Below are 13854 nucleotides of genomic sequence, written 5' to 3' on the forward strand. Positions count from 1 at the left end.
AACCGATTGCGTTCCCATTTTACGGGGGCGACGAACAGTCGCCCCCGTGAGGAACCGTTCACTGAGCGAAAAGAATCAAGTTGCCGTCTGGGTCCGTGACGATGAAGGTACGAGATCCCCAAGGTTCGGTGCGGAGAGTTTGGTGGAACTCCACTCCGTTGGCTTGGTACTGCAGAAAGAGCGCCTTAATCGAATCGACACAAATAGTAGCCGAGAGATAACGCGCAGGCACTCTTCAAGGCGTCAACGTATTCTCCGAAGGACCAGCACCCAGTCTTGCGGCGAGGGGAGGCCGGGGGCTCGGAACTCGCTAAAGACGATTACCGGGCGGGTCAGCTTTCCCGTTGCGTCCGAGAGGCGGTAGTTGGAGTACTCCTGATGGTCGCCAACCTGATACATCCAGAGTCCGGCCGAGCCTTTCGAACGGTTTGCGATCCGCACGCTCTGGGTGGCTACCTTTCGGACGCCGTCTCGTAGCTCCATGATGGCGTTGTCGCCGCACACCGTTGCCGTGAGAGTGATCCTCGGACCCAGGTCTCGCACCTCCACCTTCCCGAGCATTTCTCCGTAATCGCCACTTCGCCGGTCATGGATATAGATCGCATGCAGCAGGGGCGAGTACAGCGCGACCACGTAGTTGTCCTTGTCGTGATAGCGAAGCATAAGCCCCGCTTCGGCATCGCTTCGAGCCTCGACGCTGGCAGTCGCGTCGGCTACGTCGATCTTGGGCAAAATCGTCAGCATCCCCTTCTGGCCAATAAGCTTTCCGTCGACGCGACGGGTGGCGGTGCCGGCATCTTGCCAGCCGTCGAGAGGATCGTCGGCCAGGACGGCCGAGGAGTGCCGGAAGACGGGGGTATGTTCGGGGTCGACACGCATAAAATCGCCCGCATCGAACTGCTTCCCGCGAACCGGGTCGAAGTAGAACGCGTGGTACGGCACATCCGCCTCGAGTCCCTTTACGATCGTGCCGGTCCAGTTGTAGACTCCCCGCCGCGGCTGATAGACGACCCGCGCTTCGCCCGGCACACCGGCCGCGAACGAATCCGCCTCCGCCCATTCCGGATGGGGTTCGAAGCGAGACCAGGGCAGCGTTTCGAGAAGACGTTTGCCCAACCCTATCTGCGTCGAGCCCGGGTAAGCCATTCCCTCCTTCCACGTCGTAAGGTCGTACACCCGGTTTACACCCGGGGCGCTCTGGACGCCAGGGTCTCCATCCACGCTCGCGTGCCACACCCCCGCCGCGCCGTAAGTGAGCCCGGCGGCTCCGCTCAGCATGCTTGCCCAAAACACGTACCGCTCGACATCTTGGTATGCCGACTGCATGTGCCCTTCGTAGCAGAACTCCCCGATGAGCGCGGGCATCGCGGGCTGGCGCGCAACCGCCGCCTTTAACTGCGGGATGGCGGCCATCCCCGCGGCCATGTCGCCGTGGCCGGTTTGGAGCATGTCGAAATTCACCGCCCCTTCGTCCGTCACCGAGAGGCGGCCGGATTGCTGCGGGTGGATGGAGATCGGCCGATCGCACGGATCGGTCGCGCGAATCATCAGGGCGACTTTCGTCCATTCAGGCCCTTGCGCCTCCCCGCCCGTGATCCAGACCGTCGGGTAAGCCCAGTATCGGGCGATGAGATACCGCCAGTGGCGCTTTATTCCTTCGATCCCCACCATGCGCATCGCATCGCAGTCGCCCCGCCCCCATCCGCCCACGATCACGGGAACGATGCCCGAATCGACGAGGTGGGCGAACCTTCGGTCGGCGTAGTCGAAGTAGCTCGGATTGACCGCGCTGAACTCCTTCGTCTTATACGGCAACCCGCCTTCGTTCTCCCAAAGGGGCTGAAACGGCAGTTCGTCGGGGTACGGCCCGCAAACGATCTGAACGGCCGAGAACCCCTTCCCCACCCGATCCGCGGTGAGTTCTTGGAACCCTTCCCACGTCAGCCGCTTGCTGAGCGCCTTCCACCACGTGTCCGCCAACCAGAAGAACGACGTTCCATCCACATGTTCGAAATGCCGGTGATCGGCCGCGATTCGAAGCTGGCCGTGTTTGTAGAGCGGATTCGCGCCTTGGTACGGCTCGATTTCGACCGTGCCGGTTACGCCATCCAACCCTTTATCGGCATGGTCGGAGCAGATCGATCGGTAACTTTGCTTACCGAGGGTCGGGGAGGCAAATCGGACCTTCCAGATCTCTCCCCCGGCCCAGAAAGCCGGCACCTTCTTGGTCTTCCCCGTCGAGTCCGTAAACTCCACATCGAGTACGACTTCGACAAACGAATTCACGTGATGACGTTGCGACGTGAACGCGACCTCGACCGCCACGTTCGCCTGCGTCCGGAGAACCTGACCCGGCGACGCGCTCGCAAACGCAGCTAGCGAAAATAACCCCGCCGCCAAAATCCGGCCGAGGTTAGGGAGTCGAAAACTTATGGTTTCCATTCACCATCGGCGGTCCCGTCCGGACTGACCGCCACCACCTTGTACCCCTCGGGGTCTTTCATCCAGATCTCCCAGTGGTTGGGGCCGCCATTTCGGTCGGGTGGGTTACAGTGCTTGTCCAACAATATTTCCACCCCCATCTCGTGGGCTCGCTCCACCAGTGCGTCGAAATCGTCTACTTCGAACCAAATCAGCGGCCCATTTCCTAGCGGTTGAGTCTTGTCCGCGATTAGGCCGTGATGGTCCTCCACGTCGATGCCGTGAAGTTGAAGCACCAGGTTTCCGTTGAAGATCAGTCTCTCATAATGAGTTCCCCCGTGGCCACTGGTACATCCGAAAAGGCGTTGATACCAGCGACTGCTTGCCTCCACATCGTTAACCGCCAGCATAGGTTGAGGTCGCATCGGCTAAATCTACCCTTCTGCTCTCTCCTCCCATTGATCGTCGCACGTAACATCTCAAACTACTTATCTGGACTCTGTCCAAATAGCGTAGAATAGGCGGCACGTGCACCCTGACGTTAAAGAACTACTGCGAAAGTCGAATCTGCGCCTAACCGCGCCTCGGCTCGCGGTGCTCGAGGTGGTTGAGCTCGAGGGCAAGCATCGGGACGCCGAGTTCATTGTCGCCGCTGCGCGGCAGCGACTCGGATCACTGTCGCGACAAGCCGTGTACGACAATCTCAACGCGCTCGTCGCGGCCGGGATCCTCCGCCGGATCGAGCCTGCGGGCCGCCCGGCTCTGTACGAGACTCGCGTCGGTGACAACCACCACCACCTCATTTGTCGACGGTGCCACGCGACCGTCGATATCGACTGCGCCCTCGGCGCCGCACCCTGCCTTCAACCTTCCGAAGACCACGGCTTCGTTATCGACGAAGCCGAGGTTGTTTACTGGGGCCTCTGCCCCGCCTGCCAGCAAATACATTGAGAGAAAATATGTCAAGCGAACCCAAATGCCCGTTTTCTAGAGCGCTCAATGCGCCCGTCGCCGGTAGTGGCCCTCAGAACCGCGACTGGTGGCCGAACCAGTTGCGCGTCGACCTGCTCAGCCAGCACTCGTCCAAAACCGATCCGCTCGGACGAACTTTCAACTACCGCGAGGAATTCAAAAAGCTCGACTACGAGGCGCTCAAGAACGACCTCCGCCAGCTCATGACCGACTCGCAGGAGTGGTGGCCGGCCGATTTCGGGCATTACGGACCGCTTTTCATCCGCATGACTTGGCACAGCGCCGGCACCTACCGCATCGGCGACGGCCGCGGAGGAGGAGGCCGCGGACAGCAGCGCTTTGCCCCGCTCAATAGCTGGCCCGACAACGTGAATCTCGACAAGGCTCGTCGTCTGCTGTGGCCGATCAAGCAGAAGTACGGTCAGAAGATCTCTTGGGCCGACTTGCTAATCCTTACCGGCAACGTCGCGCTTGAGACGATGGGCTTCCAAACCTTCGGCTTCGCCGGGGGCCGAGAGGACGTCTGGGAACCGGACCAGGATGTCTATTGGGGCCGTGAGACGACGTGGCTCGGAGGCGACGTGCGGTACGCCCACGGAGACGAAGGGGTCGTAAAGCCGGGCGAAGAATCCGTGCTCGTAACCGACGACGACGCGGACGGCGATATTCACAGCCGAATTCTCGAGAATCCTCTCGCCGCGGTTCAGATGGGCCTGATCTACGTCAACCCCGAGGGTCCGGACGGCAACCCGGATCCGCTCGCCGCGGCGAGGGATATCCGCGACACTTTCGGCCGCATGGCGATGAACGACGAGGAGACGGTCGCCCTGATCGCCGGCGGCCACTCGTTCGGCAAGACCCACGGCGCCGCCCCGTCGGACAATGTCGGCGCCGATCCCGAGTTGGCCGACCTGGAAGCCCAAGGTCTGGGCTGGGCCAACAAATACGGGTGCGGAAAGGGCGGCGACACTATCACCAGCGGCTTGGAAGTCACCTGGACCGCCACCCCGGCTCAGTGGAGCAATAACTTCTTCGAGAACCTCTTCGGATTCGAATGGGAGCTGACCAAGAGCCCCGCCGGCGCGCAACAGTGGGTCGCGAAGAACGCCGAGGCGTTCATTCCGGATGCCCACGACCCGTTGAAGAAGCGTCTGCCCACGATGCTCACCACCGATCTTGCCCTCCGCTTCGACCCGGCCTACGGCAAAATCTCTCGCCACTTCCTCGAGAATCCCCAAGCCTTTGCCGACGCGTTCGCCCGGGCCTGGTTCAAGCTGACCCATCGCGACATGGGACCGCGATCGCGGTACTTGGGACCGGAAGTGCCGCAAGAAGAGCTCATCTGGCAAGATCCGGTGCCCGCCGTCGATCACCCGCTGATCGACGCCGCCGACGCCGCGGCCCTCAAAGCCAAAATCCTCGCCTCCGGACTCTCGCCCTCCGAACTGGTCGGCGTCGCCTGGGCAGCAGCTTCCACCTTCCGTGGCTCCGATAAGCGCGGCGGCGTCAACGGCGCTCGCATCCGCCTGACTCCGCAGATCGACTGGGAGGTCAATCAGCCGGCCAAGTTGAAGATGGTGCTGTCCGTTCTGGAGGGGATCCAAGCCTCCAGCGATAAGAAGGTCTCGCTCGCCGACCTGATCGTGCTGGCCGGGAACGCCGGCGTCGAGCAAGCGGCAAGGGCCGCGGGCTTCGAGGTAGTCGTGCCGTTCACCCCGGGCCGCACCGATGCCTCGCCGGAGCAGACCGACGCCGAGTCCTTCGCCGTCCTCGAGCCGATCGCCGACGGCTTCCGCAACTACCAGAAGGCCTTTTACACGGTTCCAGCCGAGGCGCTTCTCATCGACAAGGCTCAACTGTTGACTCTGACCGCGCCCGAGCTCACCGTGCTTATCGGCGGTCTCCGGGCAATCAATATCAACGCCGACGGTTCCAGCCGAGGAGTCCTCACAAACCGTGCAGGCGCGCTGACCAACGACTTCTTCGTGAATCTGTTGGACATGAGCACGCAGTGGCAGCCGGCTTCCGACGGCTTCGAGGGTCGGGACCGCACGACCGGCGACCTCAAGTGGACCGCCACTCGGGTCGACCTGGTTTTCGGGTCGAATTCGGTGCTCCGAAGTCTGGCCGAGGTCTACGCCGCCGCCGATGCGAAGGAGAAGTTCGTCCAGGACTTCGTCTCCGCCTGGGCCAAGGTCACCAACCTCGACCGCTTCGACCTTCACGCCTAAATGAGCCGGAAAGCGACTCTCGTAACCGAGGAATTATCGGTTACGAGAGTCGCCGGAAATCTTCAATACGAGAATGGGTGGGGAGTGGCAAGGATTAGCGTGACCCGTCTACCTTCTCGGCGAAGGGTTCCTGTTACGTGGTGGCAGGTCAACCCTGGAACGCTCCAGTCTTGGTCTCGCAGCTCCTGGTCCTTCACGGAGTCCGGAATTGCCGGAAGCTGGATACGGAGGGTTCTTGCCACCGTATCGTGTAGAACGGGTCGAACCAGGGTTTCTTGGAATTGAAAGGCGCCAACGCCCCCCGAGATCGGTACTAAGCGCAAGATGTATCGGTGATCGTCCACCCTTAAGACTCCGAATGGGGTGAAACCAAGTTTTGGCTCGGTGCCCATCGCCGAGTAGTCGATCACCAGCTCACCCGGAGATTCGTCGAACTGAGCCAACGACGACGCGATGTGGGCCTGCCCCTTATCGGCCAGATCCTGCTTCTGGGCGGTGAGCTCGGCCACTTTGGGTTCGCGGGCAATCCGGCTCCAAGCCTCTTCCAACTCCGCCGGGGTTGCCTTTAATGCGTCGCGCACCAAGCTGGAGAGGGTGACGTCACGATGAAGGATCTGAGGTTGCCATCCTGGGGCGATCCTGTCCAGCATGGCGGCGATTCCCATTCCGGAGAAGTACTGGCGAAAGCGGATCCCCGCCGAACCGTACGGGTCGCCGTTCACAATGTTATGGCCGTTCATAAACCCCCGCATCGATTTGATCATTCCGGCGCGGATCGGATCGAGATTGTCGTAGCCGGTAAACCCCTGGAGCAGCCACATGTCATGGCTCGGAGCACGTCCTTTCAAGGCTTGAAGCGTTCGGAGTTCGACGTACTTGGCCAATCCCTCCACGAACTCCGCCGAGTCTTCGTATTGCACCTGCGCGGGGGTCAGAGCCTTTCGCCGATGCTCACGGATCGACAGCCAGTCCAAAGCTGCCCGGCGATCCTTAACCGGATCGGCCGGTCGAGAAATGGCGTCGGCCAATGCATCGGCTTCCAGCGCTTCCCCGACATTGTTCTCAACGCTTAGCGACGGATAGCCGCCCAGCGCCAACTCCGAAGGGTGTTTGTCCGGCGCGGCCCGGAACTGGAAGACGTGAAACGCTTCGTGGGCGAACATGAGCGTTTGAGAGTAGGGGTTGGGGAACAAGCTGGATTCGATGGTCTTATCGGCCTCATCCGGCTTCGCCGCAACTTCCGAGGCGATCGACTCCACCCACTGCCGCCGAGTGGACAGAGTGTCCGCGACGACCAAGGTTTCGACGTCGCCCACCTTCATCGACGTATTCTGCCCGTCGGAATTCAAGAGAGTCTTGCCGTTCTTGATGTAGATCGGACCGATCGCCGAGCGGATCGGACCTCGATAACGATGGAATCCTTCCGGCGGATGAGGATGATTGATGAGCAGGTCCTGCCGCCCTGGGAAGTAGATCAGAACAGGCGTTTTTCGGGCGTTCCAACCGGGAAAGACCGGGTTCTTGTCGTTTCCGATCACGCGCCAGACTTCGTCGACTTGAGCGATCAGAAGCGGATCGACGAGAATATTGTCGGTCGACGAGAGGGCGACGGCAGCGGACAGGTAAGCAAGCATTTACGAATCGTAAAACGCGCATTTACGATTCGTAAGTTCCGGCATACTGAGAAATGATCGGAAATCGGGCTCCTTCCACGCTGGAATTGATCGTGTTGGGAGTGCTCCACAAAAAGGGGCCCTGCATCGCTCACGCAGTTTTGGTCGAGTTTTCAGGATCCTCGACTCATGCGTATCGCAGCGGAGCGGGCGCCATCTACCCGCTTCTCAAGAGGCTGACGGACGCTGGGCTTGTCCAAATGGAAGGACGGCTCTTTTCCTTGACCGAGACCGGGCTCACCGTATTACGTAACTGGGTAACGCCACCCTTTGCCGAAGCGGATTTCAGCACGAGCGTCGACTTGCTACGGGCAAGGATGTACTTTCTACGACTCCTGTCGCCCGTCGAAATAGCCGACTTCCTAACGGCCGCTGAGGAAGGACTGCGGCGATTGAGGCAGGAAGCGGAGGCGACTTTCGAGAACTATGTCCGGAGCGGAGACCGATACTCCCAATTGGCGATGCGAGGCGCTTTGCTGGAGACGGACGCCCGCCTTCAATGGATCGACGAAGTGCGACAAAGCCTGACGGTCGATAATCAGAACCTCGGTTCGGCCGGACATTGAAACGTCCGTGCCGGGAAACCTCCAAGGAACGATAATAAAACTCGCGCTCCCACAATCACTCTATTCACCATGGTCACCGCCGCCACGCCGATCCTTGCCTCCGCCGACATCCTGGCCACCCTCAAGTTCTATCAAGAGGTTCTTGGATTCGAGTCGTCGTGGACGTGGGGAGAGCCGCCCGTTTTTGGGGCGGTCATCTGGGGACCGGTAACGATCATGTTCAACCTCCAGCCGGAGCTGGCGGGCAAAGTTGCCGGACACCAGTTGGCCATCAACGCCGACCCGGTCGATGAGATCTACTCCCTTCACCTCGAGCGCGGGGCGAAGATCGCATCACCTCTGGAGGACAAACCGTGGGGAATCCGCGAATACATTGTCGAGGACTTGCACGGATATCACCTCCGCGTCAGCGGTCCCATTCCTGCTGAAGTTAAGCCTTCGATAGAATTCCCCGAGGGGGTGACCGTCGAGAGACGTCTTCCAACCGAGGCCGAGTTCGCCGAGCTGGCGCGGGCGGTGTTCGATCGAAAGGAAACGCCGGAAAGTGTAGTCGAGCGAAGTTGGCAAGGGGTCGTCGCCTGTTCACCCGACGGCGATGTCATTGGCATGGTGCGAATCGTGTACGACGCACCCGGCTGGTTCAGCATCTGGGATGTGGCGGTTCTCCCTCAATGGCAGGGCCGCCGGATTGGTCAGCGGCTCATGCAGGAAGCGCTCGCCATCATCCGCGACGAATGGCCCGGAGCGTGGGTGTTTCTCTTCACGTACAAGCACGGCTTCTACGAACGGCTCGGTTTTTCGGAGAAAACCGTCAGCATGAGAAGGGTCTAACCGGAACGGGCGAGACCCCCGCGCTCCGTTGCACCTTTGTATGCAGCGGTTTCGGTACTTGGATCGTATGCTGTCGTCATGAACGACGACCGCGATTCGTTGGAGCGGTACCTCAAATCCCGAGGCGCCCAAATCCTCGGCCACTCGCTCAACCGGGCTGGCCTAACGATCCAAGCGGGCGTGGGAGGGCTGATGCTTGCGGTCGCCGGCGCCTTCTTGGTCGCCCCACTCTTCGGAGCTTCGAAAGATCTCTTGCCCGCCGCGATCGGACCGCTTTTTGCGGGCGGCATCAATCTGACCATCGCACTGGCGATTCGCCGACGCATCGTGCCGGACACCCCGGTTCGCGTTGAAATGTCGCGAGATGCGAGGTCGCTGTTGTTGGTGCTGTACCAACAAGTCGCGGGTTGGCCAACCCCGCTAGGCGGGTTTAACTACTTACGGATGCGCCGGATGAGAAGACGGATGTGGGTCGCCGGCCTAACCTCGCAGATTCCCCTTCCGAATCAAGAGGTAATCGGATTCCTCGAGCGGGCCGCCGAAGCTTTCAACCGCATCTCCGCGGTGGTGGGCGGGCAGCGGGAAGTCCCCGCGATCGCCAAGATGTCCGCCCGGGTCACCCTCGCCGCCGACGAGGCGATGGCCGAGATCTTTCACCAAGCCGCCACCCTCAGCAGATACCCCGAAGGAGTCCAGGCGGGACGTGGGAGAATCGAAGCGGAAATCCAAGCCCTCGGCCAAGTTGCCGCCGGTCTGGAATCGCTGGCCGCGACCGGCGAATCGATCCTCGAGCGGCAACCGCGTACCAGCGTCGCCGATGTTCTATCCGAGCTTCGGCTTGAGCAGCTCGCGCGCCGCGAACTGACGATCGACGATCGGCCGAACTCGATCGAGGATCAATTGCGCGCCGACAACTAAACTCGCCCGAACTGCTCTTTGGTCGCCGGGTGCTCCATGAACCAGGCCTGGGAATCGAACCGCGGCTCACGTTTCTTCGGAACGATCCGGTGGTAATGACCCGATGAATCCAGCTCCCAAGCGCGGACATTGTCTTGGAGGCAGGGGGTGAGAATTCGCTCGCGGATCAGGTCGATGAGGGGGCGGCTTTCCACCGGCGCCAATACTTCGATCCGTCGATCGAGATTCCGTCGCATACAGTCCGCGCTGCCGATGAGGACGTCCGGCTTACCGCCGTTTTCGAAATAGTAGACGCGGCTGTGCTCTAGGAAGCGGCCGACGATGCTCACTACGCGCACGGTTTCGCTCATGCCCACAACGCCGGGACGAATGCAACAGGTGCCCCGGACGATCAGATCGATCTTAACCCCGGCTGCGCTCGCATCGTAAAGCGCTTCGATCACCTCCGGATCCACTAGCGCGTTCAGCTTTAGGAATATTCGACCTTCCCTCTTTAGCTTCGCCTCCCGACGAATCCGGTCGAGGATCCCTTCGCGGAGGTTCAGGGGGGCCACTAACAGCTTGCGATAGTGCGTCTGCTTACTGAAGCCGGTGAGGTAGTTGAATAGCTCGCTGATGTCTTGGGTAAGCGCGGGGTCGCATGTGAACAGACCAAGGTCGGTGTAAAGGCGCGCCGTGCTTGGGTTGTAGTTGCCGGTGCCGATATGGGCGTACTGCCGCATCCCATCTTTCTCTCGCCGAACGACGAGACACAGCTTACAGTGGGTCTTCATCTCCTGGAAACCGTAGGTGACGTGCACCCCGGCTCGCTCCAGCGCCCGCGCCCAGACTAGATTATTGCTCTCGTCGAACCGGGCCTTCAGCTCGACCATCGCTGCAACCTGCTTCCCTTCTTCGGCGGCATCGAGCAGCGATTCGACGATCGGCGACTCCGAACCGACTCGATACAACGTTTGTTTCACGCCGACTACGGCCGAGTCTTTGTCGGCGGAGGCCACGAACTCTTCCACCGGTCGAAACGCGTCGTACGGATGGTGAACGAGGACGTCGGTGGCGGCGATCGTCTCGAACAGGGTCTTGAAGTTGGCGAGCGGCTCGGCAACGTACGGCAGGTGGGGCGGAAATCTCAGGGACGGCTTATCGATCTTGGTCAGCTCGTGGAACGACTCCAATCCCAGTGGACCGTCCACGCTGAAGACGTCCTCGTCGTCCAGGCGCAGCAGCGTCATAAGCGTCTTGCGGACGTGGTCGGGCAACGTCGGCTGGTGCTGCAGCAAGACCGGGTCCCCGAAGCGGCGCAAGCGGAGGGTTTCTTCGATGACGGCGATGAGGTCGGCCGCCTCGAGTTGGCGGATTTCGACGTCCGCGTCGCGGATGACCCGGAAGAGATGGGCGCCCAGGATCTCGACGCCGGGGAAAAGCGATTGGAGATTGTTTGCGATGATCTCTTCGAGCAGAACGAACTCGAATTTACGCTTACTGAGCCGGACGAGGCGCGGCGTGCCGTCCGGCACCTTCACGCGAGCAAGCCGAACATCGCTTGCGCCATCGGAAACCTCCACCGCGAGGTTGAGCGAGCGGTTGGAGATGAATGGCACGCTCGGCGCGGGGTGAAGAATGAGCGGCGTGCAGAGCGGAAACACCTCGCGGTGGAAGTACTCGTGAAGCTCCTCGCGCTGCTTGTCCGTTAGCTCCGCATACGTGCGGATCGCGATGCCGTGCCGGTCGAACTGTGGCTGGAGTTGCTCCAAATAGACGTTGGCCGCGCGCCGCCGGAGCGGACCGGCACCCCGGCTGATCGCAAGGAGCTGCTCCGTGGGCGTCAACCCGTCGGGCGAGACCTCCAGGACCCCGCTCTCGAATTGTTCGATGAGGCCGCTGACGCGGACCATGTAGAACTCGTCCAGATTCGATTCGAAGATCGCCAGGAACCGGACCCGCTCTAGCAGCGGGTTCGCCGGGTTGACCGCCTCTTCCAAGACCCGGCGATTGAACTCCAGCCAACTCAGCTCCCGGTTCAGGTACCGGGTGGATTTTTCCTCCGTAGGTCTCACAGCGGGTATGCCTCGATCTTCCCTTCCGCCATCTCCAAAATCGCTCCCTCGCGGATCCCGAATTCGCTCACTACGACTTCGCGCACGCCGAATCGCTTCATCAGCGCCCGGTATACCAAGGCCCCGGGCAAGAGCGTCCCCGCCCGCTTTGACTTTACGCCAAATCGCACGGCGATGCGGTCGACCGGCAGTCTGCAGGTTGCCCATACGACGTATTCGATCTCCTCCAAAAGGAGGACCTTTTCGTTGTCTGGGTGGAGAGCTCGCCAGAGGCCGCGGGCGACGCCGCCGCTGGCCACCGCTCGGCGAGCCGCTCCCCCGAGCGAGCCGTGATCCAACGCGGCTTCGATGTAGTTCTCCGCCGCATGCAGGGCGTAGTCGGGACATGGGTTGCGCAGTCCCGACTCGGCGATGATCCGGCCGGTCCCAAGCGCCAGCGATTCCGTTTCCAGAAGAGTATTCCGGATGACCCGTCCGATCTGGGCGGAGCCGCCACCGACCTCGAACATAAGGTCTACCCCGTAGTGGCGAGTGTCCAGGAGCGTTCCCCTAAGGCTTAGCTCGGCCTCTCGGTGCGGAGAGATAAGGTCGATTTTGACCCCGGTTTCCGCGGTGATTTTATTGATGACCGCATCGTGGTTTTCCGCCGCTCGCATCCCTTCGGTGGCAAACAGGTACAGCGACTCGGCCTGCCGGGCGGCGGCAACGCGCCTGAACTCCCTAACCGCGGCAATAAGCTGAGCGACGAGCTCCTTGGGAATCTTTCGCTGACGGGCGACGACTTCACCAAGCGGGATCCACTCGTTGAAGTTGTCCACCCTCATGACGAGCTCACCGTCCGTCTGAGCCACCAGGAGATGCGCCGTATTGCTCCCGATGTCGGCCGCGGCGAAGGTTCGGGTCATGGGGGTCATTATGAAGCCATGGGTAACACTCGAAGGGGCGATCAATGAACTATCCACGTTTGGACCGGGCGATTCGGGCGGCCACGAAGTGGCATGCGGGCCAAGATCGGGAAGGGGACAGCCCACTTCCCTACATCACGCATCCGATGGAGGTCCTCATTCTCTTGCGAACGGTGGGGAAAGTGCTCCACGAGGAGCTCCTTTGCGCGGCAATACTCCACGACGTTTTGGAAGAAACGGACGCCACTCCCGAGCAGATCGAAGAGATCGCGGGAGCTCGGGTTAGGAGTTTGGTTCAGGAATTGACCCGCGTCGAGCCGTCGGCGCAGGAGACGAAGGGGCTATCGAAGGAGGCGATTTGGAAGTTGAGGGCGCTTCGGCTGCTGGACGAGATTCGTGGGCAGTCTCGAGACGCCCAGCAGATCAAGCTCGCCGACCGGCTTTCGAACGTTCGGGAGGCGAAGCGGACGAAACCGCCGGAGAAGCGGGACCGATACCTATGGCAAACGTTTCGAATCCTTGAGATCGTGCCGAGAGAGGTGAACCCGCCGCTTTGGGATGCGATCCGAGCCGAGCTGCCCGAGGCGGAAGTCCCAGAGCCGTATCCCCACTTGGCATCGTCCTAAAACCCGACGTATGATAACGGTATGGAGAGCGGTCCACCGTATCGTCCGAACGTCGTTTCTCACTAGGGAAACGACACCAGCCGTGCCTCCGAATCGAGATCCCCGGTTTGGAGGAAAGACCCCGGAGACGAAGCTTCCGGGGTCTTTTGGTTTGTCCCCTTTGGTTTATCCGGGATACCCGGGAGCGCTCTTGATCATGTGAACCTGCGCCTGGTGATAGCCGGGGTGGTAGGCCAAACGGGCGAAGGTTCCGGTACCGTCGATCATCGGCCCGAGGGCACTCTTGATCGTGTTCCCGCGGTAGGGGTCGGGATTCTCGATCACGGGGGTAACCAGTTGACGCGCGAGCGACAACGCTTCCGCGGTTAGCTCCGGCGTAATCTCCTCCACCGCGAACGGGAACGCATTTTCGTTAACCACCCCTTCGGTCGCCGCTTGCTTGAGCCGACCGGCAAATCCTTCCGGCTCCTGACCCTGCAACTGAGTGATGAACGACACCTCTACCCCCGCCACGTGCAACATCATCTCCCCGATCGTAAGCGTCCCCGCATGCAGCCGCCAATTCAACTGCTCCTCACTAAGACCAGCGACTGCGTCATCGAAACGCCCACGAACAAGCGACCAGGTAACAGAGAAATCGGACATGCTTGCAACGTT

The 13854-nt window shown here is 61.0% G+C and carries 12 protein-coding genes and 1 pseudogene; 6 read left to right on the top strand and 7 right to left on the bottom strand.

Annotation, left to right across the window (positions count from 1 at the left end):
- Positions 1 to 58 precede the first annotated feature (58 nt).
- The 3 genes and pseudogenes from OP10G_RS28005 to OP10G_RS21260 all read right to left on the bottom strand — a co-directional run.
- Positions 59 to 217, bottom strand: a pseudogene (locus OP10G_RS28005) (VOC family protein); the annotation flags it as partial.
- A 26-nt stretch (positions 218 to 243) separates the two neighbouring features.
- A complete protein-coding gene (locus tag OP10G_RS25285) occupies positions 244 to 2442 on the bottom strand; it encodes a glycoside hydrolase family 140 protein (protein WP_025228420.1) in 2199 nt (732 codons plus the stop codon).
- On the bottom strand, positions 2430 to 2846 hold the full coding sequence (locus OP10G_RS21260; protein ID WP_025228419.1) for a VOC family protein: 417 nt from the start codon (positions 2844 to 2846) through the stop codon (positions 2430 to 2432). The genes OP10G_RS25285 and OP10G_RS21260 overlap by 13 nt, the downstream gene beginning before the upstream one ends.
- A 103-nt stretch (positions 2847 to 2949) precedes the next feature.
- Between OP10G_RS21260 and OP10G_RS21265 the strand changes: the two genes are divergently transcribed.
- Both OP10G_RS21265 and katG read left to right on the top strand, forming a co-directional pair.
- Positions 2950 to 3372, top strand: a complete 423-nt coding sequence (locus OP10G_RS21265; RefSeq protein ID WP_025228418.1) for a Fur family transcriptional regulator — start codon at positions 2950 to 2952, stop codon at positions 3370 to 3372.
- Positions 3373 to 3380: 8 nt separating this feature from the next.
- Entirely contained in the window at positions 3381 to 5624 is a 2244-nt protein-coding gene (katG, locus tag OP10G_RS21270) for a catalase/peroxidase HPI (protein ID WP_025228417.1), read from the top strand.
- A gap of 62 nt (positions 5625 to 5686) precedes the next feature.
- Here the strand turns inward: katG and OP10G_RS21275 are convergent, their stop codons facing one another.
- Positions 5687 to 7258 (bottom strand): hypothetical protein, encoded by a 1572-nt coding sequence (locus tag OP10G_RS21275; RefSeq protein WP_025228416.1) that lies wholly within the window; start codon positions 7256 to 7258, stop codon positions 5687 to 5689.
- A gap of 53 nt (positions 7259 to 7311) precedes the next feature.
- Between OP10G_RS21275 and OP10G_RS21280 the strand changes: the two genes are divergently transcribed.
- The 3 genes from OP10G_RS21280 (at position 7312) to OP10G_RS21290 (ending at position 9612) form a co-directional block, all read left to right on the top strand.
- A complete protein-coding gene (locus OP10G_RS21280; RefSeq protein ID WP_025228415.1) occupies positions 7312 to 7863 on the top strand; it encodes a helix-turn-helix transcriptional regulator in 552 nt (183 codons plus the stop codon).
- A 69-nt stretch (positions 7864 to 7932) separates the two neighbouring features.
- Positions 7933 to 8694: a GNAT family N-acetyltransferase gene (locus OP10G_RS21285; RefSeq protein ID WP_025228414.1), complete on the top strand. Its 762-nt coding sequence runs from the start codon at positions 7933 to 7935 to the stop codon at positions 8692 to 8694.
- Between the two features lie 78 nt (positions 8695 to 8772).
- Positions 8773 to 9612: a hypothetical protein gene (locus tag OP10G_RS21290; protein WP_025228413.1), complete on the top strand. Its 840-nt coding sequence runs from the start codon at positions 8773 to 8775 to the stop codon at positions 9610 to 9612.
- On the opposite strand, the gene ppk1 is transcribed toward OP10G_RS21290, so the two are convergent.
- Positions 9609 to 11666 carry a polyphosphate kinase 1 gene (ppk1, locus tag OP10G_RS21295; RefSeq protein WP_025228412.1) on the bottom strand — a complete coding sequence of 686 codons (2058 nt, stop codon included), beginning with the start codon at positions 11664 to 11666 and terminating at the stop codon, positions 9609 to 9611. The two genes, OP10G_RS21290 and ppk1, sit on opposite strands and share 4 nt — an antisense overlap.
- Positions 11663 to 12571 carry a Ppx/GppA phosphatase family protein gene (locus tag OP10G_RS21300; protein WP_025228411.1) on the bottom strand — a complete coding sequence of 303 codons (909 nt, stop codon included), beginning with the start codon at positions 12569 to 12571 and terminating at the stop codon, positions 11663 to 11665. The genes ppk1 and OP10G_RS21300 overlap by 4 nt, the downstream gene beginning before the upstream one ends.
- A gap of 44 nt (positions 12572 to 12615) precedes the next feature.
- Between OP10G_RS21300 and OP10G_RS25290 the strand changes: the two genes are divergently transcribed.
- The gene (locus OP10G_RS25290; protein ID WP_025228410.1) at positions 12616 to 13197 is read left to right on the top strand and encodes an HD domain-containing protein; all 582 of its coding nucleotides are present in this window, start codon (positions 12616 to 12618) and stop codon (positions 13195 to 13197) included.
- Positions 13198 to 13362: 165 nt separating this feature from the next.
- On the opposite strand, the gene OP10G_RS21310 is transcribed toward OP10G_RS25290, so the two are convergent.
- Positions 13363 to 13842 carry a DinB family protein gene (locus tag OP10G_RS21310; protein WP_025228409.1) on the bottom strand — a complete coding sequence of 160 codons (480 nt, stop codon included), beginning with the start codon at positions 13840 to 13842 and terminating at the stop codon, positions 13363 to 13365.
- Positions 13843 to 13854: the final 12 nt, after the last annotated feature.

The sequence above is a fragment of the Fimbriimonas ginsengisoli Gsoil 348 genome, assembly GCF_000724625.1.
In the GTDB taxonomy this organism is placed as follows: Bacteria; Armatimonadota; Fimbriimonadia; order Fimbriimonadales; family Fimbriimonadaceae; genus Fimbriimonas; species Fimbriimonas ginsengisoli.